The sequence below is a fragment of the Sphingobium sp. genome, assembly GCA_023266575.1.
Lineage (GTDB): Bacteria > Pseudomonadota > Alphaproteobacteria > Sphingomonadales > Sphingomonadaceae > Sphingobium.
On the sequence record JAHFPV010000003.1, the window covers coordinates 22,569 to 43,660 of the forward strand.

General features: G+C 64.1%; 23 protein-coding genes. 14 read left to right on the plus strand and 9 right to left on the minus strand.

Features of this window, described 5'->3' with window-relative positions; genetic code table 11:
* Positions 1-57 precede the first annotated feature (57 nt).
* The 5 genes from nadB to purM all read right to left on the minus strand — a co-directional run bounded on the left by nadB (position 58) and on the right by purM (position 5,287).
* Positions 58-1,662 carry an L-aspartate oxidase gene (gene nadB / locus Q0D44_RS04860; protein WP_294133294.1) on the minus strand — a complete coding sequence of 535 codons (1,605 nt, stop codon included), beginning with the start codon at positions 1,660-1,662 and terminating at the stop codon, positions 58-60.
* Complete coding sequence (locus tag Q0D44_RS04865; RefSeq protein ID WP_294133296.1) at positions 1,662-2,114, minus strand: DUF559 domain-containing protein; 453 nt, start codon at positions 2,112-2,114, stop codon at positions 1,662-1,664. The genes nadB and Q0D44_RS04865 overlap by 1 nt, the downstream gene beginning before the upstream one ends.
* Positions 2,111-3,040: an ABC transporter ATP-binding protein gene (locus Q0D44_RS04870; protein ID WP_294133301.1), complete on the minus strand. Its 930-nt coding sequence runs from the start codon at positions 3,038-3,040 to the stop codon at positions 2,111-2,113. Before Q0D44_RS04870 ends, Q0D44_RS04865 begins: the two co-directional genes overlap by 4 nt.
* A gap of 147 nt (positions 3,041-3,187) precedes the next feature.
* Entirely contained in the window at positions 3,188-4,138 is a 951-nt protein-coding gene (gene purN / locus Q0D44_RS04875; protein WP_294133950.1) for a phosphoribosylglycinamide formyltransferase, read from the minus strand.
* A gap of 54 nt (positions 4,139-4,192) precedes the next feature.
* Positions 4,193-5,287, minus strand: a complete 1,095-nt coding sequence (gene purM, locus Q0D44_RS04880; RefSeq protein ID WP_294133304.1) for a phosphoribosylformylglycinamidine cyclo-ligase — start codon at positions 5,285-5,287, stop codon at positions 4,193-4,195.
* Positions 5,288-5,410: 123 nt separating this feature from the next.
* Between purM and Q0D44_RS04885 the strand changes: the two genes are divergently transcribed.
* From Q0D44_RS04885 to Q0D44_RS04920, 8 genes are all read left to right on the plus strand, one after another.
* Positions 5,411-6,694 (plus strand): heavy-metal-associated domain-containing protein, encoded by a 1,284-nt coding sequence (locus tag Q0D44_RS04885; protein WP_294133307.1) that lies wholly within the window; start codon positions 5,411-5,413, stop codon positions 6,692-6,694.
* The gene (locus Q0D44_RS04890; RefSeq protein WP_294133310.1) at positions 6,691-7,329 is read left to right on the plus strand and encodes a chromosomal replication initiator DnaA; all 639 of its coding nucleotides are present in this window, start codon (positions 6,691-6,693) and stop codon (positions 7,327-7,329) included. Before Q0D44_RS04885 ends, Q0D44_RS04890 begins: the two co-directional genes overlap by 4 nt.
* Positions 7,330-7,334: 5 nt before the next feature.
* Positions 7,335-9,473: an RNA degradosome polyphosphate kinase gene (locus Q0D44_RS04895; RefSeq protein WP_294133313.1), complete on the plus strand. Its 2,139-nt coding sequence runs from the start codon at positions 7,335-7,337 to the stop codon at positions 9,471-9,473.
* Positions 9,474-9,478: 5 nt separating this feature from the next.
* A complete protein-coding gene (locus tag Q0D44_RS04900) occupies positions 9,479-11,002 on the plus strand; it encodes a Ppx/GppA family phosphatase (protein ID WP_294133316.1) in 1,524 nt (507 codons plus the stop codon).
* Between the two features lie 199 nt (positions 11,003-11,201).
* Positions 11,202-11,873: a queuosine precursor transporter gene (locus Q0D44_RS04905; RefSeq protein ID WP_294133319.1), complete on the plus strand. Its 672-nt coding sequence runs from the start codon at positions 11,202-11,204 to the stop codon at positions 11,871-11,873.
* Between the two features lie 204 nt (positions 11,874-12,077).
* Entirely contained in the window at positions 12,078-12,995 is a 918-nt protein-coding gene (argB, locus tag Q0D44_RS04910; RefSeq protein WP_217672883.1) for an acetylglutamate kinase, read from the plus strand.
* A gap of 7 nt (positions 12,996-13,002) precedes the next feature.
* Positions 13,003-13,344: a hypothetical protein gene (locus tag Q0D44_RS04915; protein WP_294133322.1), complete on the plus strand. Its 342-nt coding sequence runs from the start codon at positions 13,003-13,005 to the stop codon at positions 13,342-13,344.
* A gap of 78 nt (positions 13,345-13,422) precedes the next feature.
* Positions 13,423-13,986 (plus strand): DUF1993 domain-containing protein, encoded by a 564-nt coding sequence (locus Q0D44_RS04920; RefSeq protein WP_294133327.1) that lies wholly within the window; start codon positions 13,423-13,425, stop codon positions 13,984-13,986.
* Here Q0D44_RS04920 and Q0D44_RS04925 read toward each other — a convergent pair.
* Positions 13,953-14,465 carry a hypothetical protein gene (locus Q0D44_RS04925; protein ID WP_294133331.1) on the minus strand — a complete coding sequence of 171 codons (513 nt, stop codon included), beginning with the start codon at positions 14,463-14,465 and terminating at the stop codon, positions 13,953-13,955. The two genes, Q0D44_RS04920 and Q0D44_RS04925, sit on opposite strands and share 34 nt — an antisense overlap.
* Between Q0D44_RS04925 and Q0D44_RS04930 the strand changes: the two genes are divergently transcribed.
* From Q0D44_RS04930 to Q0D44_RS04950, 5 genes are read left to right on the plus strand one after another with little or no spacing between them, the layout of a single operon-like run.
* Positions 14,464-14,754, plus strand: coding sequence for a YggT family protein (locus tag Q0D44_RS04930; RefSeq protein ID WP_119746334.1), 291 nt, complete (start codon positions 14,464-14,466; stop codon positions 14,752-14,754). The two genes, Q0D44_RS04925 and Q0D44_RS04930, sit on opposite strands and share 2 nt — an antisense overlap.
* Positions 14,751-15,068, plus strand: coding sequence for a DUF167 family protein (locus Q0D44_RS04935; RefSeq protein ID WP_294133340.1), 318 nt, complete (start codon positions 14,751-14,753; stop codon positions 15,066-15,068). Before Q0D44_RS04930 ends, Q0D44_RS04935 begins: the two co-directional genes overlap by 4 nt.
* Positions 15,065-15,958 carry a bifunctional methylenetetrahydrofolate dehydrogenase/methenyltetrahydrofolate cyclohydrolase FolD gene (gene folD, locus Q0D44_RS04940; protein WP_294133344.1) on the plus strand — a complete coding sequence of 298 codons (894 nt, stop codon included), beginning with the start codon at positions 15,065-15,067 and terminating at the stop codon, positions 15,956-15,958. Before Q0D44_RS04935 ends, folD begins: the two co-directional genes overlap by 4 nt.
* Positions 15,955-16,602 carry a hypothetical protein gene (locus tag Q0D44_RS04945; RefSeq protein WP_294133347.1) on the plus strand — a complete coding sequence of 216 codons (648 nt, stop codon included), beginning with the start codon at positions 15,955-15,957 and terminating at the stop codon, positions 16,600-16,602. The genes folD and Q0D44_RS04945 overlap by 4 nt, the downstream gene beginning before the upstream one ends.
* A complete protein-coding gene (locus Q0D44_RS04950; protein ID WP_119746328.1) occupies positions 16,599-17,219 on the plus strand; it encodes a MarC family protein in 621 nt (206 codons plus the stop codon). The genes Q0D44_RS04945 and Q0D44_RS04950 overlap by 4 nt, the downstream gene beginning before the upstream one ends.
* Positions 17,220-17,307: 88 nt before the next feature.
* Here the strand turns inward: Q0D44_RS04950 and Q0D44_RS04955 are convergent, their stop codons facing one another.
* Positions 17,308-17,988 (minus strand): OmpA family protein, encoded by a 681-nt coding sequence (locus Q0D44_RS04955; RefSeq protein ID WP_294133357.1) that lies wholly within the window; start codon positions 17,986-17,988, stop codon positions 17,308-17,310.
* A gap of 152 nt (positions 17,989-18,140) precedes the next feature.
* Between Q0D44_RS04955 and Q0D44_RS04960 the strand changes: the two genes are divergently transcribed.
* Positions 18,141-19,475, plus strand: a complete 1,335-nt coding sequence (locus tag Q0D44_RS04960) for a hemolysin family protein (protein WP_294133358.1) — start codon at positions 18,141-18,143, stop codon at positions 19,473-19,475.
* Between the two features lie 53 nt (positions 19,476-19,528).
* Here Q0D44_RS04960 and Q0D44_RS04965 read toward each other — a convergent pair whose 3' ends face one another.
* Both Q0D44_RS04965 and Q0D44_RS04970 read right to left on the minus strand, forming a co-directional pair.
* Positions 19,529-19,975: a nuclear transport factor 2 family protein gene (locus Q0D44_RS04965; RefSeq protein WP_294133361.1), complete on the minus strand. Its 447-nt coding sequence runs from the start codon at positions 19,973-19,975 to the stop codon at positions 19,529-19,531.
* A 375-nt stretch (positions 19,976-20,350) separates the two neighbouring features.
* Positions 20,351-20,971, minus strand: coding sequence for a cytochrome c family protein (locus Q0D44_RS04970; RefSeq protein WP_294133364.1), 621 nt, complete (start codon positions 20,969-20,971; stop codon positions 20,351-20,353).
* Positions 20,972-21,092: the final 121 nt, after the last annotated feature.

Genomic DNA, 21,092 nt, shown 5'->3' on the forward strand with positions numbered 1-21,092 from the left:
AGCGCCTCCCTCCTCCACCTTCAGGCGCGGCGCTGACCCGGCGACCGCGCCGTTTTTTTACGGCGCCAGTACCGTATCCACCGCAGCCTCCAGCGTTTCAGGATAGTCGAGCGTATAGTGCAATCCCCGGCTTTCCTTGCGATGGAGGGCAGACCGGACGATCAGCCGGGCGACCTCCAGCAGGTTGCGCAATTCGATCAGGTCCGGGGTCACGCGGAAATTGCCGTAATAATCATCGACCTCCTGCGCCAGCAGGGCCACGCGGTGCTGGGCACGTTCCAGCCGCTTGGTGGTGCGGACGATGCCGACATAATCCCACATGAAGCGGCGGATTTCCTTCCAGTTGTGCTGGACGATGACCTCTTCGTCGCTGTTGGTGACGCGGCTTTCGTCCCATGGCCGGATCGGCGGCGGGGCGGGCAATTCGTCCCAATGGGCGCGGATGTGGCTGGCCGCGGCTTCCCCGAACACGAAACATTCGAGCAGCGAGTTGGACGCCAGACGGTTCGCGCCGTGCAGCCCGCTTTCGGTCACTTCGCCTGCGGCATAAAGGCCGGGCAGGTCGGTGCGCCCGTCAAGGTCGATCACCACCCCGCCGCAGGTATAATGCTGCGCGGGGACGACCGGGATCGGCTCCTTGGTGATGTCGATATCCAGATCGAGCAGCCGGGCATAGATGGTCGGGAAGTGATGCTTCACAAATTCCGGCGGTTTGTGGCTGATGTCGAGATGGACATAATCGAGCCCCAGCCGCTTGATCTCATGGTCGATGGCGCGGGCCACCACGTCGCGCGGGGCCAGTTCCTCACGCGGGTCGAAGCGGGGCATGAACCGCTCGCCACCGCCAGGCACGCCGGGGGGGAGTTTCAGGTGGCCGCCTTCGCCCCGCACCGCTTCGGTGATCAGGAAATTCTTGACCTCCAGATTATAGAGGCAGGTCGGGTGAAACTGGTTCATTTCCATGTTCGACACGCGGCACCCCGCGCGCCATGCCATGGCGATGCCATCACCGGTCGCGCCGCGCGGCGCGGTGGAGAAGAGATAGGTGCGGCCCGCGCCGCCGGTGCAGAGGATCGTCGCCTTGCCAAGCAGCGCGTCGACATGCTTGGTCTTTTTGTTGAAGGCATAGACGCCCCAGACATGCCCGTCGCCCGAATAGCGCTCGCCATGGCGGGAGGTGATGAGGTCGATGGCGATCAGATCCTCGACCAGGGTGATGTTGGGATTGGCGCGGGCGGCTTTCAGCAGCGCGACCTGCACCGCATGGCCGGTGGCGTCATCGACATGGACGATGCGGCGATGGCTATGCCCGCCCTCCCGCGTCAGGTGCCAGCGGTCGCCAAAATCCTCGCCAGCGTTGAACGGGACGCCGAGTTTGGCGAGGCGCTCGATCGCGGCGGGGGCTTCGGACACGACGAACTCGACCGTGGCACGATCGTTCAGGCCCGCGCCTGCGACCATCGTATCTTCGACATGCGCCTCGAAACTGTCACCGGCGTCGAGTACCGCGGCAATGCCGCCCTGCGCCCAGTTGGTGGACCCGCCATCCAGCGCGCCCTTGGCCAGCACCAGCACCTTGCGATCCTGCGCGAGGTTGATGGCTGCGGTCAGGCCCGCTGCGCCGGAACCGATGATGATGACGTTGTGGGTGGTGGTGGGCATTATGCGATTGGCTCCCCTCCCGCTTGCGGGAGGGGCCGGGGGTGGGCCTTCGCAAGGGTGGTTTTGATATGCGTTACGACGCCTTCAAGATTTTCCATCACATCGGCATTGGAAAAGCGCAAGATTTGATAGCCTTGGGTGCGACAGTAATCGTCTCGCCGCGCGTCATATTCTGTGGTTTGGTTGTGGCTATCGCCATCCAGTTCAATGAGGAATTTCAATTCGCGGCATAGAAAGTCTGCGAAGTAGGGGCCGACCGGCATTTGGCGGCTGAATTTATGGCCGAGTTGTCGGTTGCGGATTTGCTGCCATAACAGGCGCTCGGGCGTCGGGGCAGTATTGCGCAGCGCTTTTGCGCGTGAGGTGTTGCGCGGTTTGAAAGCTGGCGCTGGCCCACCCCCTAGCCCCCTCCCGCTTGCGGGAGGGGGGACAGAAGGGGCTTGGTCATTCACTCGGCAGCCGCCGTCAGATTGAGGAACACATCCTCCAGGTCCGGGTCGCGCGTCACCACGTCCACGATCGCCAGACCGCTGGCCTGCACGGCGCTCAGCACCTGGCCTGCATTGGCGCGGTCCTTGAGATAGGTGATGGTGAGCGTGCGGTCGCCCGATTGTTCGACCTTCTCGAAACAGGGGGCGTCCGGGGCCACCACGATGTCGCGGTCCACCGTTACCTGCACCACCTTTTCCAGCGCCATGTCGACCAGTTCGCGGGTCGGCTTGTCAGCGATCAAGCGGCCATGGTTGATGATGCCGATGCGGTCGCACAATTCCTCGGCTTCTTCGAGATAATGCGTCGTCAGCACGATGGTGACGCCCAGTGCGTTCAATTCGCGGACATAGGCCCAGAGCTGCTGGCGCAATTGCACATCGACGCCCGCGGTCGGTTCATCCAGCACCAGGATCGGGGGTGAGTGGACCATCGCCTTGGCCACCAGCAGGCGGCGCTTCATGCCGCCCGACAGCGTGCGGGCATAGGCGTGCGCCTTGTCCTCCAGATGGACGGCGCGCAGCAGTTCCATCGATCGGCGCTTGCCCTTGGGCACGCCATAATAGCCGGCCTGATTTTCCAGCGTCTCAAAAGGGGTAAAAAAGGGATCGAACACGATTTCCTGCGGCACGATGCCGATCGAGTTTTTCGCGTTGCGCGGATTGACGTCCGTGTCGAAGCCCCAGATGCGGGCCGTGCCCGACGTCTTGTTGACCATGCCCGCGAGGATATTGATCGTGGTCGACTTGCCCGCGCCATTCGGCCCCAGCAGCCCATAAATCTGGCCGCGCGGGATCGACAGGCTGATCCCGTCGAGCGCGCGTTTGCCGCCCTTATAGACTTTGGTGAGGTTGGTGATCTCGATTGCGGGGGCGGGGGTGTCGGTCATGGCTCCACTCTATGGGGATCGCAGGCGGGGAAGGGAAGGGGGCGAGACGTTGATGCCGTGAGGCTTCGACACCCTCCCCCAGCTCCGACTAGGCAGCAAGCTGCCAAGTCTGCGCAACCCTCCCCCTCAAGGGAGAGGGATAAGTCGTTAAAACTCGTCGGCAATATCCATGAGGCTGAGCAGCTTGCGCGGGGCGACCTGCCGCCAGCTGTCATGCAGGCGTTGCGCGATATGGTCCCAGTCGGTGTCGCCAAGATCCAGGCGGATGCCGACCCAGTCATTACCGAAATAGGCGGGGCGGTAATAGCGGTTCGGGTCGGCTTCGATCAGGCTGGCCTGTTCTTCGGGCGCAGTGGTTTTCACCAGCACCGCGACGATGCCGTCGCCATGATGGTCGCGGGTGAAGTAGGCGAATTTCTTGCCCTTGACGATGCCGAAGCAGGGCATTCCGTGCGAGACGATTTCGTCCGCTTGCGGCAGGGCCAGCGCGCTTTCGCGGACCTTGTTCAGCAGCCAGTCGGGCTGGCGTTCGCGGGTGACGAAGTCGGCGAGGGTGCGGGAATAAAGCTGATGCTCGGCGATCAGGATGCGGGCGGCGAGGCTGCTTTCGGTGTCGTCCGGCAGGATCGCCACCGGGGTCTGGCCCAGTACCGGGCCGTCATCCAGTTCTGCCGTTACGATATGGACCGAGCAACCGGCATGGCTGTCGCCCGCGTCGATGGCGCGCTGGTGAGTGTCCAGCCCCTTATATTTGGGCAGCAGGCTGGGATGGATGTTGAGCATCCGGCCTTCCCAACCCGCCACGAATTCGGGCGACAGGAGGCGCATATAGCCCGCCAGCGCCACATATTGCGCGCCCGCCGCGCGCAGCTGCGCGTCGATGATCTTGTCGAAGTCGGCACGCTTTAGGCCTTTATGGCTCTGGCCGAAGGTGGGGATGCCCTCGGCTGCGGCCAGCGTCAGGCCGGCAGCATCGGGATCGTTGGCGGCGACCAGCACGATCTCATAGGGGCAGTCGTCCGCCTTCGCTGCATAAAGCAGGGCCGCCATGTTGGAGCCGCGACCGGAGATCAGGACGCCGACTTTTGCCTTTTGCATATCCGACATGCCCTCCCCTGACCCCTCCCGCAGGCGGGAGGGGGATTTGGTTGCTTATCCCAGATGCGTCGCGCGCCAATCGGCCTTGGCGCTCCATGTCTCGGTCGAGCCGCGCACGGTGCAGCCCTTTTCGCCCGCCTGGACTTCGCCGATGCGGTGGACGGTTTCGCCCGCTGCTTCCAGCGCCGTTGTGACGCCCGCAACATGGCCTTCATCAACGCTAAGCACCATGCCGATGCCGCAGTTGAAGGTGCGCGCCATTTCGCCCGGTTCGATATGACCCTGCGCCTGGAGGAAGGCCATCAGGCGTGGCTGATCCCATGCATCGGCATCGACCATCGCATGGCAGCCATCGGGCAGGACGCGGGGGATATTTTCCAGCAGGCCGCCGCCGGTAATGTGCGCCAGCGCATTGACCATCCCTGCGCGCACCAATGGCAGCAAGCTTTTCACGTAGATTTTCGTGGGCGCCATCAGCGCGTCGATCAGTAGCACGTCCTGATCGAAGATCGCGGGGCGATCAAGCTTCCAGCCCTTGTCGGCAGCGAGGCGGCGGACCAGCGAGAAGCCGTTGGAATGGACCCCGGACGAGGACAGGCCCAGCAACACGTCGCCGACCTTCACGCGATTGCCGGTCAACGCCTTGTGCCGTTCGACCGCGCCGACGCAGAAGCCCGCCAGATCATAGTCGCCCGGCCCGTACATGCCTGGCATTTCAGCGGTTTCGCCGCCGATCAGCGCGCAACCGGCGATGCGGCAGCCTTCCGCGATCCCGGCGATGACGCGCTCGGCGACGCCGCTCTCCAGCTTGCCGGTGGCATAATAGTCGAGGAAGAAAAGCGGCTCGGCCCCCTGCACGATCAGATCGTTGGCGCACATGGCGACCAGGTCGATGCCGACGCCGTCATGGCGATCATGGTCGATCGCCAGCTTCAGCTTGGTGCCGACGCCGTCATTGGCCGCGACCAGCAATGGATCGTCATAGCCAGCGGCCTTGAGGTCGAAAAAGCCGCCAAAGCCGCCCAGTTCAGCGTCGGCACCGGGGCGACGGGTCGCCTTGGCAAGCGGCGCAATGGCGCGGACAAGGGCGTTGCCAGCGGCGATGTCGACGCCAGCCTTGGCGTAGCTGTAGGATTCGTTCTCACTCATGGGGGAGCGCCCTAGAGCAAAGGTGGGCAAAACGGAACCTTCGACTTCGCTCAGGGCGAACGGAGTGTGTCCGTGATGCGTTGGCGCTTGGCATCCTGGGCAAATCTCGCCAAAAGGGCGCGCGTGAGCCTGAGCCAGACCCTTAACCGCCTGCCGTTCCAGTCCGGCGCCATCCTGCGCGCCGTGTCGCGCCCGGTCCAGATCCTTCTCGCCATCGCGATCGGCCTGGTTGCCGCCGCGCTGTTTGCGCAGATGGAGGGGGAGCGGGGCGTGCCGCCGATCGCCAGTGGCGGCGATTTCGAGGTGCGCGGGGTCAAGGTCGACGTCGTGGCCAAGGATGCCGACAGCGCGCGCTATGCCGGGTGGCGAATGGCGCAGCGGCAGGCGTGGCGGATGCTGTGGACGCGCACCCATGGCGGCGGCGGCGCGCCTGCCCTGTCCGATTCGCAGATCGAGGCGATGGTGTCGGGCATCGAGATTGATTTTGAGCAGGCGGGGCCGACCCGTTATGTCGCGACATTGGGCATATTGTTCGACCGGGCGCGCACCGGGCAATTGCTGGGCGTGTCTGGCAATGTCATGCGGTCGCCGCCCCTGCTGGTGATCCCGGTATTGTGGGATGGCGGATCGGCCGTGTCCTATGAACGCACCAATGAATGGCAGAAGGCCTGGGCGCGCTATCGTACCGGCGACAGCGCGATCGACTATGTGCGCGTCGCGGGATCGGTGGCGGACCCCATATTGCTGAACGCCGGGCAGACCGGGCGGCGCGGGCGGCTGTGGTGGCGGGTGCTGCTCGATCAATATGGCGCGGCCGACGTGGTGATCCCGATCGCGCGGCTGGAGCGGGCCTATCCCGGCGGGCCGGTGACCGGCACCTTCACCGCGCGCTACGGCCCGGACAACAGCCTGATCGGCAGCGTGACGCTGCGCGCGTCGAACGCCAGCGGCATTGCGCAGATGCTGGACGAGGGTGCGCGGCGGATTGACGAGCTGTATATTCGTGCGCTCAACGATGGCCGCCTGCGGCCCGACCCGTCGCTGATCATCGAAGAGCCGGTCGATCCCGATGCGCTGGCGATCGAGAATGCAGCCGACGCGGTTGTTGAAACGACCGATCTGCCGACGGCGACGGCCACCACCGGCACCACCAGCTTTGCGATCCAGTTCGATACGCCCGATGTCGGGTCGATCGGGGCTGGCGAATCGGCGGTGCGGGCGATCCCCGGCGTACGGTCGGCATCGACCAGCAGCCTGGCGCTGGGCGGCACATCGGTGATGCAGGTCAGCTTTGACGGCACGGTCGATATGCTGCGCAACGGATTGCAGGCGCGCGGCTATAATGTTGCGGTGTCCGGCACGACCCTGCGCATCACGCGCAGGCAGGCACCGCAGCCTCCACAATGAGCCAGATCAGCCTGCCTTTCGACTGGCATGGCGCGGCCAGCGGCGGGGATTTTCTGGTCAGCGACGCCAATGCCCAGGCCGTCGCCCATCTGGAACGCTGGCGCGACTGGCCCCTGTCGGTCAGTGTGCTGACCGGGCCGCCGCTGTCGGGTCGATCGACGCTGGCACGCCATTTCGCGCAGATGAGCGGCGGCAGTGTGATCGACGATGCGCAAGGGCAGGACGAACATGGCCTGTTCCATGCCTGGAACGAGGCGCAGACCAGTCACCGCCCCCTGCTGATGATCGGCCATGCGCCGCCCGCCAGCTGGACCGTGGCGCTGCCCGACCTGCGATCGCGGCTGGCCGCCGTGCCGCATGTCGCGATTGCCGAGCCGGACGAGGCGCTGGCGCGCGCGCTGATCGAACACCAGCTGGGCGCGGCGGGGGCACGCTTTGCCGCCGATTTGCCCGACTGGCTTCTCCGCCGGATCGAGCGCAGCTATGGCGCAATCGCGGCGGTGACGCACTTGCTCGACCGGGCGGCGCTGTCATCTGGCCGTAAGATTTCCGTCGCAATGGCAAAAGACTGCCTGCAAGGCGCTGGCTTTCTGCCTATAATAGCGTCCAACCCTTCCCTCGATCCGTGCGAGTGACCCCAGTGGCCGAAGCCGATCCCGCGACCAGCCTGACCCTGCCCATGGGGCGTTATTTCAACCGCGAGCTGTCCTGGCTGGCGTTCAACCAGCGCGTGCTGGAAGAGGCGATGAACCGCGCCCATCCGCTGCTGGAGCGGCTGCGTTTCCTGTCGATTTCGGGGGCCAATCTGGACGAATTCTTCTCCGTCCGGGTGGCGGGCCTCAAAGGCCAGCAATTGCAGGATGTCGACATGTGTTCGGCCGACGGGCTGACCGCCGGGCAGCAATTGACCGCCATTGCGGCGGAAACCGACCGGCTGATGCTGGCGCAGCAAAAGGTTTGGGGCATCGTCCATGGCGAGCTGGCGCAGGTGGGGATCGAGGTGGTCGGCCCGTCCAGCCCGATCGACCCGCTGAGCGAAGCCTGGCTGCGCGACCATTTCCTCAATCAGATTTTCCCGATCCTGACGCCCCAGGCGCTCGATCCCGCGCATCCCTTCCCCTTCATCCCCAATGAAGGCCTGTCGATCGTGTTCGACCTGCAACGCCTGTCGGACAAGCAGCCGATCCGTGAGCTGGTGATGATCCCCGCCTCGCTGGCCCGCTTTGTCCGTATTCCCGGCGAACCGGCGCGCTATATGGCGCTGGAGGCGGTGATCCGGCGTTTTTCGGGCGATCTCTTCCCCGGTTACAAGGTGCGCGAAAGCGGCGTGTTCCGCATCATCCGCGACAGCGATATCGAGATTGAGGAAGAGGCCGAGGATCTGGTCCGCCACTATCGCAGCGCGATCAAGCGCCGCCGCCGGGGCCGCGTCATCCGCATGGAGATAGAGGAGCGCATCCCCGAACCGGTCGAGGAGATGTTGCAGGACATGCTCCAAGGCCATGAAGCGGTGGTGGTCGAGGTGGAGGGGTTCATCGGCATCGGCGACCTGTCCGGCATCGTGGACGAGGACCGCCCTGACCTGAAGTTCGAGCCTTATGTCCCGCGCTTTCCCGAACGTATCCGTGAATATGGCGGCGATTGTTTCGCCGCGATCCGGGCCAAGGATATTGTCGTCCATCACCCCTATGAGGCGTTTGACGTCGTCGTCGCCTTCCTAAAGCAGGCGGCGGTCGATCCCGATGTCGTGGCGATCAAGCAGACGCTCTATCGCGCGGGCAAGCAGTCGGCGATCATCCGCGCGCTGATCGACGCGGCGGAGGCTGGCAAGTCGGTGACTGCCGTGGTCGAGCTGAAGGCGCGGTTTGACGAAGAACAGAATCTGATGTGGGCCGACGCGCTGGAGCGGGCGGGGGTCCAGGTCGTCTATGGCTTTATCGACTGGAAAACCCACGCGAAAGTGTCGATGGTCATCCGGCGCGAGGGCGACCAGTTCCGCAGCTACTGCCATTTTGGCACCGGCAATTATCACCCGGTCACCGCCCGCATCTATACCGATCTCAGCTTCTTCACTGCCGATCCGGCCTATAGCCGCGATGCGGCGGCGCTGTTCAACTACATCACCGGCTATGTGGAACCGCAGGGGCTGGAAAAGCTGGTCATGTCGCCGCGCAGCCTGCGCGATCATCTGTGCGCGATGGTGGACAAGGAGATCGACCATGTCCGCGCCGGTCGCCCCGGCACCATCTGGGCCAAGATGAACAGCCTGGTCGATCCGGCGCTGATCGAAAAACTCTATGCCGCCAGCAATGCGGGCGTGCAGATCGACCTGATCGTGCGGGGTATCTGCTGCCTGCGGCCGGGCGTGCCGGGCATGTCGGAGAATATCCGGGTCAAATCTGTGGTCGGCCGCTTTCTGGAACATAGCCGCATCACCGTGTTCGGCAATGGCAAGGCGCTGCCCAATAATGGCGCGAAAGTCTATATCAGCTCGGCCGACTGGATGCCGCGCAACTTCGACCGGCGGGTCGAATTTCTGGCGCCGATCGAGAATCCGACCGTGCATGACCAGATATTGGACCAGGTGATGGTCGCCAATCTGATCGATAGCGAACAAAGCTGGACGCTGGACAGTACGGGCCATTACACCAGGCTCGATCCGGGCGACAAGCCGTTCAACCTGCACCGTTATTTCATGACCAACCCGTCGCTGTCGGGGCGCGGCGCGGCGCTGGACAATGAAGCGGTGCCGACGTTGCGCCTGCGCGGGCGGACCTGACCCCCATGAATTCGATGCTCAGCCGGGTCCGCGATGTTGCGCATAATATGGCGACATCGCCCCAGCCGACGACCGGTCGCACCGCGATCATCGACATCGGCTCCAACAGCGTGCGTCTGGTGGTTTATGACGGGCCGCGCCGTATTCCGTTCATCCTTTTCAATGAAAAGGTGATGGCAGGGCTGGGCGCGGCGCTGGCGCGGACCGGGCGGATCGAGCCGGAGGCGATGGAGCGGGGACTGCGCGCAGCCGAGCGCTTTGCCCATCTCTGCCGGCAGATGAAGGTTGCCGACATACGCTGCGTCGCGACGGCTGCGGTGCGCGACGCGACCAACGGCCCGGAATTCATCGCCCGTGCTGCCGCCATGGGTTTGACCGTGGAATTGCTGTCGGGTCGGCAGGAGGCGGTCGGCGCGGCGATGGGCGTGCTGTCGGGCATCCCCCATGCGGACGGCATTGTCGGCGATCTGGGCGGCGGCAGTCTGGAACTGGCGCGGATCAGGGACGGGCAGGTGCATGAAACCATATCCCTGCCGCTGGGCGTGCTGCGCCTGCCGCAGATACGGGCCAAGGGGCCAAGGCTGCTGGAACGGCAGGTGACCAAGATGCTGGTCAAGGCAGGCTGGCGGCAGGAGCCTGACCTGCCCTTCTATATGGTCGGCGGGTCGTGGCGGGCGCTGGCGCGGTTCGACATGCAACTGACCCAGTTTCCGCTGCCGGTGGTGCATCAATATGACATGCCTGCCACCCGCGCCGAACAGCTGATCCGCATCGTGTCCCATGTCGATCGCGCCCGGTTGAAAGATATTCCGGGCATGAGCGGATCGCGCGTGCCGACGCTGACCGATGCGGCGGCGTTGCTGTCGGTGGTGGTGCGCCAGCTGCGATCGAGCCGCCTGATCGTGTCGGCCTATGGCCTGCGCGAAGGATTGCTGTTCGAAGGGCTGCCGCCGGAAATTCGCGCGCATGATCCGTTGCTGGTTGCCGCCGAAGCGGAGGGCGAGGCGCAGTCGCGTTTTCGCGGCCATGGCGACCGGATCGAGCGCTGGATCGCGCCGCTATTTGCTGACGATACTGCCGCCGCCCGTCGCATCCGCCGCGCCGCCTGCCTGCTGGCCGATGTCGGCTGGCGCGCCAATCCCGATTTCCGGGCCGAACGCGGGATGGAAATTGCGCTTCATAGCAATTGGGTAGGCATCACTGCGGCGGAGCGGGCGATGCTGGGGCAGGCGCTGTTCAGTCATTTCGGCGGTGGTACGGCGATTGCGCCGGGGCTGGAGCGGCTCGCCAGTCCCGACGCGCTGCGCCGGGCGATGCTCTGGGGGCTGGCGATCCGGCTCGCCCAACGCCTGTCGGGCGGGGTTGAACGACCGCTGACCCATACGCGGCTGGCGTTGCGAGACGGGCTGCTCCTGCTGGAACTCGACAGCGACGATGTAGCGCTGGGCGGCGAAGTGGTCGAACGGCGGTTGCGGCATCTGGCGCAGACGCTGGGGGTCAAATATCGGTTGGTGCGGGGTGAGGGGTAGGAAACTGAAGCGATGGATGCCATATTCCAATATGCCGTCATCGCGGACTTGATCCTCGATCCAATATACCTGACTTTGATCGTGCTCTTTCACCGTTGAGCCAATGGATGCCGGGTCAAGCCCGGCATGACGGAAGAGGGTGAAGCAATCCGGCACCCTCCACCTTCCCCTGCCGCGTAATTGTGGCTAAGCCCCGGCGATGACATCTTCTCCCGCGCCGCTCAGCCGCTCGCTCTTTGGCTTTTCGATCTTTTATGGCGGCATGGTCTGCATCGCAGGCGTGCTGGGCAACAAGCAGGTGACGCTGGGGCCGGTGTCGGCGATCGGGCCTGCACTCGGCCTTGGCCCGCTGGCGGTGGAAGCGGGGATTTTCGCTTTCCTGCTGCTGGTGACGATTTCCAGTGCGGTCGCGGAATTGCATGGCCGCGCGGTCGCCAACCGGCTGGTGCAGATCGGTTTCCTGCCATTGATCGCCTCGATCCTGCTGTCGGTCCTAGTGCTGGCCGCGCCTGCCGCGGGGGACATGGACCCGGCGCGGGCGCAGGCCTTTGCCATGATGATGGGCGGCACGCCGCGCATCTGGGCGGGCGGGATCATCGCCTATGGCGTGTCGCAGACGTTGAACGTCACCCTGTTCGCCATGCTCAAGGGGCGGGAGGGTAGCCGCCTGTTATGGCTGCGCGCGGCAGTGGCCAGCATCTTGTCGCAGATCGCCGATACGCTGCTGTTCGTGACCATCGCCTTTTACGGGGTATTCCCGATCGGCGAATTGCTGCTGGGGCAGATGCTGGCCAAGGTCGTGCTATCCGCGCTGCTGGTGCCACCGGTCATCTATCTGCTGGTAGGGCTGGGGCGGCGGCTCGATCGCTAGAACTGGATAAGAGAAGTTCGACAGTGAACACGACATATGTGGCGAATTGCGCGGATGTGATTAGTTAGCCAACTAATCGAATTTCTGTTGCGGGACGGGCGGTGTGGTCCGGCAAGGAGGTGGCCGGTGCGTTGCGGGTTTGTTGCGCTTGCCTGTTGCGCGCTATCCAGACCTGGAAACTTGCCCAACCCGTCCTTTGCCCCTATGCGCCCGCGCATGACCAGTTCGCATGATCCCGTCCCGGCGCTGCTCGCCAAGGCTGAAACCCTCGTCGAGGCGCTGCCCTATATGCAGCGCTATGCAGGCAAGACGTTCGTGGTGAAATATGGCGGCCATGCGATGGGCGACCCGGAAGCGGCGCGCGATTTTGCCGAGGATGTCGTGCTGATGAAGGCGGTCGGCATCAATGTCGTGGTCGTCCATGGCGGGGGGCCGCAGATCGGCGCGATGCTGAAAAAGCTGGGCGTCGAGTCGGAATTTATCGGCGGACTGCGCGTGACCGATGCGGAAACCGCCAAGATCGCCGAAATGGTGTTGGCGGGATCGATCAACAAGGAAATCGTCGGCTGGATCGCCGGGGCTGGTGGCCGGGCGGTCGGCATTTCGGGCAAGGATGGCGGGCTGGTCATCTGCGAAAAGGTGCTGGGCAAGCGCGAGGCGGACCCCAATTCGGGGATCGAGCGCAATGTCGATCTGGGCTTTGTCGGCGATCCGGTGAAGGTCGACCGGCGCATTCTCGACACGCTGACGCAGGATGGCATCATTCCTGTGGTCGCGCCGGTGGGCATCGGCGCGGACGGCCATACCTACAACGTCAATGCCGACACGATGGCAGGCGCGATCGCCGCTGAACTCGGCGCGTCGCGCTTTTTCCTGCTGACCGATGTGGCGGGGGTGCTGGACAAGGACAAGAATTTGCTCACGGACCTGGACCCGGCAGCCATCGAGGTGCTGCAACAGGATGGCACGATCAGCGGCGGCATGATCCCGAAGCTGGAAACCTGCGTCAAGGCGGTCGAGGGCGGGGTGGACGCCGCCGTCATCCTAGACGGGCGGGTGCCGCACGCGATGCTGCTGGAAATCTTCACCAAGCGCGGAGCGGGCACGTTGATCCGCAAATAGAGCATATATGGCCCGCAAACATTCCAAACATGGTCGCCATGATGACGTGCATCTGGACGAGGATGAGGCTCCGGCGGTGGTGCCGCCTTGCTGGCTGTGCGGCCGACCCACGGGCGAGACGATCATCTGGCATCATCCTGTGCCAAAGAGCCGGGGCGGGCGCGATGTCGTGCCGATGCATCCCATCTGCCAGCAGATGCTGATCAAGAATTTCACCAATTCGCAATTGCAGCGTCACGGCATGGATGCCACCGGCCTGCTGGCTGACCCCGCCGTGCGCAAATTTGTCGACTGGGTCGCGAACAAGGCGCCCGATTTCACCGCGACCATGACCAAGAAGCAGCGCTGAGCGTTCGTCTTGTCCGCCCCTGACGCTGACGGCGTCATGTTATATGTCACAACGATCCCCCATTTGGAGAGCCGATCCATGTCGCTGACCCATCTTCTCGTCCCGACTTTCGTGCAGATGCTCAAGGGTCTGTCCGCCTGGCTGGCGAAGGCGCAGGCTACTGGCGGCGATGATGCCGATGCGCTGCTGTCCGCGCGGTTGGCACCCGACATGTTCCCGTTATCAACGCAGATCCGCTTTGCCTGCGTGCAGGCGCAGGAAGCGGTCTATCGGCTAAAGGGGGAGGATTTTCCGGCCGCGCTCGGCGGACTGCTCGACGAAGGGCGCAATGGGGCGGAGCATCCCGGTTCGATCGCGGATGCACAGGGCCGGATCGCGCAAACCGTGGCGTTGCTGGAGGCGCTCGGTCCCGATGCGCTGGATGCTGCCGCTGGCACGATGATCGCCCATGCCCTGCCCAATGGGATGATTTTGGACCTGACCGCGGAGCAATATGCGCGGGACTGGAGCCTGTCCCAATTCTATTTCCACCTGATGAGCGCCTATGCGATCCTGCGGGGCAATGGCGTGGAATTGGGGAAAGCGGACTATGTCGCGCACATGTTCCCCTATATCCGGCCGGGGACGATGCCGACGGGCTGATCGGGAATCACGGGGGCGAGCAGCCATTGCATGGCTTCCGGCTCGGTATCGAAGCAGGCCAGTTCGTCGCGATTGAGGATGCGTCGGGCCTGCATCCAGGCCAGCGAACTGCCCGTGACCATGGCGAGCTTGCGGCTTCTGATGTCGCCTTCGCCCAGCACCTGCTGGAAGGCGGCGACGGATTCCTGCGATTGCAGGCTGCAACCGGCAATGTCGCATAGCGTGATATGCTGGTTGCGCGCGCAGCCAAGCCGGGCGATGACCGGATAACGCGCTGCGCCGAACGCCCGGATCGTTTCGATGTCGAAAAAACCCGTCAGGGTCATGCGGATCAGGTCATGGGCCGGTTCGGCCTCGATTGTGTAGCTGCCTCTCATCCGCACACCATGCAGGAAAAAGCTTTCCGAAAGCTTGCGGCGATGCTTGTCCCCCGGCCATCGGACGGGGTAGAGAGAGGCAACGTTTTTCGGAGACCTCATGGCCTACGCGCTTTATCAGATCATCGTCATCCTGCTCGACGTGCTGTGGTGGATCATCATCATCCAGGCGGTGATGAGCTGGCTGATTGCCTTCAACATCGTCAATATGGGCAGCGATTTCGTTCGCACCGTCATGACCGCGCTCGACCGGATGACCGCGCCCATCTATAATCCCATCCGCAAGATCATGCCCGATCTGGGCGCGCTGGACCTGACGCCGATGGTCGTGTTGCTGGCGATCCTGATCATCCGTCAGGCGGTATTGCCCCCCTTATTCGGGCTGGTGTGACCGTCTGGGTTCAGGCGGGCGACGACCTGATCCTGGCTGTCCGGTTGACGCCGGGCGCGGCCAAGGAGATGGTCGGCGGCGTCTGGACCGATGAGAAGGGCGCGCAATGGCTGTCCGCGCGGGTGCGGGCGGTGCCGGAAAAGGGCCGGGCCAATGATGCGCTTGTCGCGCTGCTCGGCAAATATCTGGATTGGCCCAAGGGGGCGATTTCACTGGAATCGGGGGACAGCAACCGGCTAAAGCGGCTGCGCATCCGGGGCGGCGCACAGCCGCGCCTGATCAGCATCATCGAACAACAGGTTGACGTGACATGACCATCGGCAAGATCATCGACGGCAAAGCTTTCGCGGCAGGGCTGCGCGACAAAGTGGCCGAGGGCGTCGCCGCTTTCGTGGCGCAGGCGGGGCGCAAGCCGGGGCTGGCGGTGGTGCTGGTGGGCGAAGATCCGGCGAGCGCCGTCTATGTCCGCAACAAGGGCAAGATGACGGTCGCGACCGGCATGGAAAGTTATGAGTTCAAGCGCCCGGCCAGCATCGGCGCGGACGATCTGCTCGACCTGATCGAGGAGCTGAACCATGACGACCGGGTCGATGGCATTTTGGTCCAGCTGCCGCTGCCCGCCCATATCGACGAAAGCGCCGTTCTGGCCGCGATCGACCCGGCCAAGGATGTCGATGGCTTCCATGTCGTCAATGCGGGCAGACTGGCGACGGGGCAGGAGGCGCTGGTGCCCTGCACGCCGCTGGGTTGCATCATGCTGCTGAAGGATGAGCTGGGCGACCTCAGCGGTCTGGAAGCCGTGGTGGTGGGCCGGTCCAACATCGTGGGCAAGCCGATGGCGCAGCTGCTGCTGGCGGAAAGCTGCACCGTGACGATCGCCCATAGCCGCACCCGCGACATTGCCAGCATCGTCCATCGCGCCGACATCGTCGTTGCCGCCGTCGGGCGTGCCGAAATGGTCAAGGGCGAATGGATCAAGCCGGGCGCAACGGTGATCGACGTCGGCATCAACCGGGTGGCCGATACCGAAGATGGCAAGAGCCGGATCGTGGGTGACGTCGCCACCGCCGAGGCGCTGGCCCATGTCCGCGCCATAACGCCCGTGCCGGGCGGGGTCGGGCCGATGACGATCGCGGTGCTGCTGCGCAATACGCTGGTCGCGGCTCATGCCCGCGCGGGGCTGGCCAAGCCAGACGGGCTGTGAGGGTGCGGCTGGCGTTGCTGGTGGCGCTGGGCGCGGCGGCATTGGTCGCCGCGAAGCCGCCGCTGCGTTTCCAGCCTGATCCCAGCTCCGTCATCGCCGCCGAAATCGCGTTCAGCCGGTTGGCGCAGGAAAAGGGGCAATGGACTGCCTTTCGCGCCACCGCCGCTGACGATGCGGTGATGTTCGTGCCGCAGCGGGTGCTGGCGAAGGACTGGCTGAAAGGCCGTGCCGACCCGGTGGCACCGGTCAAATGGTCGCCGTCGATCGTCTATGTCTCGTGCGACGGCGATCTGGCCGCCAGCACCGGCAACTGGACGCGACCGGACGGGGCGGTGGGTTATTTCACCACGATCTGGCGGCGCGACAAGAAGGGCGCGTGGAAGTGGATCGCCGACCATGGCGATACGCTGGCCAAGGCGCGCGATGTGCCGGAATTTCTGAGCGGGAAGGTGGCGACCTGCAAGCGGGCTGAGCGTCCCGATGGCCCGCCGCCTGGCAAGGACGCACCGCCGCCTCCGCCTGACGACAGCCTGCTCTGGTCGGCGCAGGTCGCGACCGATGGCAGCCGCCGCGTGACCGTGCAGATGTGGAATGGCAGCGGCTATGATATTGTGATCGACGACAGGGTAGGGGCGGCATCATGATCGAATTGTTCATTTCCGCCTTCGTCACCCTGTTCGTGGTGATCGATCCGCCCGGCTGCGCGCCCATCTATGCCAGCCTGACCGGCGGGGCCAGTCCGGCGCAGCGCAAGGCGATGGCGATCCGCGCGGTCGGGATTGCCGCCGCGATCCTGCTGGTGTTCGCCCTGTGGGGCAAGCAGTTGCTGGGCGTGCTGGGGATCGCACTCGACAGTTTCCGCATTGCGGGCGGCATCATGCTGTTCATGATCGCGATGGACATGGTGTTTGAAAAGCGCACCCAGCGGCGCGAGGACCGGGCGCAGAAGATCAGCGCCGAAGAGCCGCATGTCGAGGATGTGTCGGTATTCCCGATGGCGATGCCGATGATCGCCGGGCCGGGATCGATCGCGACCGTCATGCTGCTGATGTCGCGCGCGGACGGCATGGGCGAACGGATGGTGGTGCTGGGCGCGGTCGTCGTGACGCTGCTGCTGATGCTGGGATCGCTGCTGGCGGCGGGGCCGCTGATGGCGCTGCTGGGCCACAAGATCGAGGCGGTGATTACGCGGCTGCTGGGGGTGCTGTTGGCGGCGCTGGCGGCGCAGTTTGTGATCGACGGGTTGAAGGCGAGTTTTTAAGGATAGGGGGTGGGGCACGCCCCCACCCCAACCCTTCAAACGAGTCACGTGCCTCGTTTGAACCTGAAGGGGAGGGGCTTATTGGGACTTAACCCCGCACGTCGGCTTCGGTGACCGGCGAGATCTTGATTTCGACGCGGCGGTTGGCGGCCTTGCCTTCTTCGGTGGCGTTGGACGCGATCGGCTGGGTTTCGCCATAGCCGCGGGTGCCGATGCGGGCGGACTGGACGCCGCGACCGATCAGATAGTCGGCGACGGAGCGGGCGCGCCGTTCCGACAGGGTCTGGTTATAGGCGTCCGCGCCGTCGCTGTCGGTGTGGCCCAGCACGTCGATATAGGTTTTGGGATATTGCGCCAGCACCGCCGCGACATCGTTCAGCGTCGGCTGGAACTGGGGCTGCACATCGGCGCGATCATAACCAAAGGTGATGCCGGACGGCATCCGCAGCAGCAGATTGTCGCCATCGCGAATCACGTCAACGCCGGTGCCGGCGGTTTCCTCGCGCAGTTTGCGTTCCTGAGCGTCCATATAGGCACCGATGCCCGCGCCCGCGACCGCGCCGATGCCTGCGCCCAGGATCTTTTCGGTCCGGTCGTTGCGGCCGCCGACCAGATCACCCAGCAGGTAACCGCCCAACGCGCCGCCAATGCCGCCGATCGCCGCCTTCGATATGGAGCGCTGACCCGTGGTCGGATCGGTGGTGCAGGCGGTGGTGGCCAGCATGGCGGCCAGACCTGCGGCGCCGATGATGCGGTGAGGAATATTCATGATCCTGTTCCCTTGTCTTTTTGCGTCCGTGTGAGACGAATAGCCCACCAAATGGTCGAACGGTGCGTTTGTTCCACAAGCGAACTGAACCGGTGATGATGGGGATGTTGTGAAATTGAAAGAATAGCGGCTATAGGAGGTCGCTGACCGCCATGGCCACGATCCCCCTTCCCAATCCGACGCCCTTTCCCTGGGCCGATCTTTTCATCATCCTTGCGCTGGTGGCGCTGAACGGCGTCTTTGCGATGTCGGAACTCGCCATCGTGTCGGCGCGCAAGCCGCGCTTGCAGGGGCTGGAGAAGGCGGGGCGCAAGGGGGCGACGACCGCGCTGAAGCTGGCCAGCGATCCGGGCAAATTTCTGTCGACCGTGCAGATCGGCATCACCCTGATTGGCATCATCGCGGGCGCCTATTCAGGCGCGAGCCTGGGCGGGCCGGTGGGCGAGCGGCTCCATGCGCTGGCCCAGAGCGTGGGTTTGGGCCTGTCGGTCAATGCGTCGGAAAATCTGGGCTTTGCACTGGTCATCGGCTTTACCACCTATGCGTCGCTGATCATCGGCGAACTGGTGCCCAAGCAATTTGCGTTGCGCGCGCCCGAACCGATCGCGGTGATCATGGCCGGACCAATGCTGTGGCTGTCCAAGGCGACTGCGCCGATCGTGTGGGTGCTGGACGGGTCGAGCGCGCTGATTTTCAAGCTGCTGCGGATGAACCGCGAATCGGAGCATCATGTGACGGCGGAGGAGCTGCACCTGATCGTTGCCGAAGCCAGCAAGTCGGGCGTGATCGAGGAAAGCGAGCGGGCGATCATTTCGGGCGTCGTGCGGCTGGCCGACCGGCCGGTGCGCGAGGTGATGACGCAGCGGATGGATGTCGACTGGATCGACATTGGCGCGGACGATGCGACGATTCGCGCGCGGCTGCTGGAAACGCCCCATACCCGCCTGCCGGTGGGGCGCGGGTCAGTGGAGGATATTATCGGCATCGTCCAGGCGCGCGATATCATGAGCGCGCTGTTCCGGGGCGAAACGCTGAACGTCGGCGCGCTGATGCGCAAGGCGGAGGTGGTGCCGGACCAGGTCGACGCGATGGACGCGCTGGAAGTGCTGCGCCGGTCGGACGTGCCGATGGTGATGGTCCATGACGAATATGGCCATTTTGAAGGGATCGTGACCCCTGCAGACCTGCTGTCCGCGATTGCGGGCCATTTCGCGTCGGACCGCGACGCCTATGACGAACCCGACATGGTCGAGCGCGAGGATGGCAGCCTGCTGGTGTCGGGGCAGATGCCGATCGACCAGCTGGCCGAGCGGATCGGCATCGACCTGTCGGAGGACCGCGATTATGCGACCGTGGCAGGCCATGCGCTGTGGCTGCTCAAGCGCCTGCCCGAAGTCGGCGATTATGTGGACGATCAGGGCTTCCGCTTCGAGATTGTCGATATGGACGGGCGCAAGATCGACAAGGTGCTGGTCGCGGCGCGCTGACGGGCGGCGTCGCTTTTAATTGCTACGCGGCGGCGGGTGGAGTGGCCATCGCTTCAGGACTGCGGGGTGACCAGCGGTGGCTGCAGTGAGTAATGCGCGTGTACCAAACGCCAATCGCGCCTGCTTGTCCGCACATAGACCTGACTTTCGCGGCCGCCGCGCGTGTGAAGTTCCTTACCGTTCGTCATGACGCCGTCGAAATCCCACATGAATTCCACGATCACCGTGTTTCCAAAAACCTGTATTGCGGGGCTGGCGACCAAGCGCAGGTCTCTTGTGATAAATTTATCACGGAAAAAGGAATGGACTGTCCTGTTGATCGCGGGCCAACCCTTATGAATGCCGGAGGTGTTGATGAAGGTGATGTCGTCGCTGTCATTCCAGAGCATTTTAGCCGCTTCAACGTCGCCGCTGTTGATGGATGCAATATAGCGGTCGATCTGGTGCGCGACTGCCACCTGAGCCTTCGTCGCTGGCTCGGCCGGCATATTGGCTGACATGCCTTGCGCGACAGCCTGGCCGACAGGCGGGACAGCGACGCATAGGAGGGCTGACATGATCCTCAAGCGAACATCCATCGTCACACTCCATGCTCGGCGCAACATAACGCTACAATATAGCGCGGCATCCTGCCGCATGGTCGCGGTGACACCTAGATGACAGAATTATGCTGCCTGGCATGATGGCCAGGCTGCTGAGGCCGGTTGGCATGGCCTTTCTTGCCCTCCCGCCGTCCCAGCGGAACGGCACGGATGCTTTCATCGCCCAAACGACGAAGGGCGCAGCAACCGTGCTGCGCCCTTTGTCAATTTGAAATTCGCTCCCGACCTTGCCGAAAAATGTGGCGAATTTCAAATCCACCACATTAGCGATGCTTATTCGCTGGCGTTGGCGGCGTTCGCTGCCGGGGCTTCCGCGGCATTGGCGGCGTTGCCCGCTTCGGCGGCGTTGGCACCTTCGGCAGCCGGGGCTGCGTCGGCGGCGGGCAGCGGCAGGTTGGACCCCTGCGTATTCAGCCAGGCGATCAGGTTGGCGCGATCGACCGGGTTGCCAAGGCCAGCAAAGGTCATCTTGGTGCCGGGCGCATATTCACGCGGGCTTTTCAGCCACTTGTCCAGCGCCTCGAACGTCCAGTTGCCCGGCACGGACTTGAGCGCTTCGGAATAAGCAAAGCCTGCGACATGGCCATGCGCCTTGCCCACGGCGCCATACAGGTTGGGACCAATGCCATTGGCACCGCCCGATGTGACGGTGTGGCAGGCGGCGCATTTGGCAAACACCTTCTCGCCCGCTGCAACGTCCGCGCTGGCGAGCAGGGTGTTGAGACCGGGACCGGCAGCAGCGCCTTCGCCTTCGGCTTCGACGCCTTCGATCGCATAGCCCATGGTTTCGGGCCGTTCGTCATGGAAGAATTTGGAACTGACGATCGCGCCGCCGAGCGCAATAATGCCCGCGAACAGCGCCCAGCCCGCTACGGTATTGAAACGATCGCCCATTTCGCTCGATTTCCCTTGCATTTCTGTTCGGGCGGCTGTCTTGGCGCCCCCTCTTGGCCGTTGCCATAATGGCGGACACGCGAACGTGCAACCCGGCTTGACGCCACAAATGCGCGAGCCG

Bases quoted from the DNA above. Each gene is read 5' to 3' on its own strand.
- nadB (WP_294133294.1), bottom strand. From the start codon at position 1,662: ATGCCCACCACCACCCACAACGTCATCATCATCGGTTCCGGCGCAGCG.
- Q0D44_RS04870 (WP_294133301.1), bottom strand. From the start codon at position 3,040: ATGACCGACACCCCCGCCCCCGCAATCGAGATCACCAACCTCACCAAA.
- purN (WP_294133950.1), bottom strand. From the start codon at position 4,138: ATGCAAAAGGCAAAAGTCGGCGTCCTGATCTCCGGTCGCGGCTCCAAC.
- purM (WP_294133304.1), bottom strand. From the start codon at position 5,287: ATGAGTGAGAACGAATCCTACAGCTACGCCAAGGCTGGCGTCGACATC.
- Q0D44_RS04890 (WP_294133310.1), top strand. From the start codon at position 6,691: ATGAGCCAGATCAGCCTGCCTTTCGACTGGCATGGCGCGGCCAGCGGC.
- Q0D44_RS04900 (WP_294133316.1), top strand. From the start codon at position 9,479: ATGAATTCGATGCTCAGCCGGGTCCGCGATGTTGCGCATAATATGGCG.
- Q0D44_RS04905 (WP_294133319.1), top strand. From the start codon at position 11,202: ATGACATCTTCTCCCGCGCCGCTCAGCCGCTCGCTCTTTGGCTTTTCG.
- argB (WP_217672883.1), top strand. From the start codon at position 12,078: ATGCGCCCGCGCATGACCAGTTCGCATGATCCCGTCCCGGCGCTGCTC.
- Q0D44_RS04915 (WP_294133322.1), top strand. From the start codon at position 13,003: ATGGCCCGCAAACATTCCAAACATGGTCGCCATGATGACGTGCATCTG.
- Q0D44_RS04920 (WP_294133327.1), top strand. From the start codon at position 13,423: ATGTCGCTGACCCATCTTCTCGTCCCGACTTTCGTGCAGATGCTCAAG.
- Q0D44_RS04930 (WP_119746334.1), top strand. From the start codon at position 14,464: ATGGCCTACGCGCTTTATCAGATCATCGTCATCCTGCTCGACGTGCTG.
- Q0D44_RS04925 (WP_294133331.1), bottom strand. From the start codon at position 14,465: ATGAGGTCTCCGAAAAACGTTGCCTCTCTCTACCCCGTCCGATGGCCG.
- folD (WP_294133344.1), top strand. From the start codon at position 15,065: ATGACCATCGGCAAGATCATCGACGGCAAAGCTTTCGCGGCAGGGCTG.
- Q0D44_RS04950 (WP_119746328.1), top strand. From the start codon at position 16,599: ATGATCGAATTGTTCATTTCCGCCTTCGTCACCCTGTTCGTGGTGATC.
- Q0D44_RS04955 (WP_294133357.1), bottom strand. From the start codon at position 17,988: ATGAATATTCCTCACCGCATCATCGGCGCCGCAGGTCTGGCCGCCATG.
- Q0D44_RS04960 (WP_294133358.1), top strand. From the start codon at position 18,141: ATGGCCACGATCCCCCTTCCCAATCCGACGCCCTTTCCCTGGGCCGAT.
- Q0D44_RS04965 (WP_294133361.1), bottom strand. From the start codon at position 19,975: ATGTCAGCCAATATGCCGGCCGAGCCAGCGACGAAGGCTCAGGTGGCA.
- Q0D44_RS04970 (WP_294133364.1), bottom strand. From the start codon at position 20,971: ATGGGCGATCGTTTCAATACCGTAGCGGGCTGGGCGCTGTTCGCGGGC.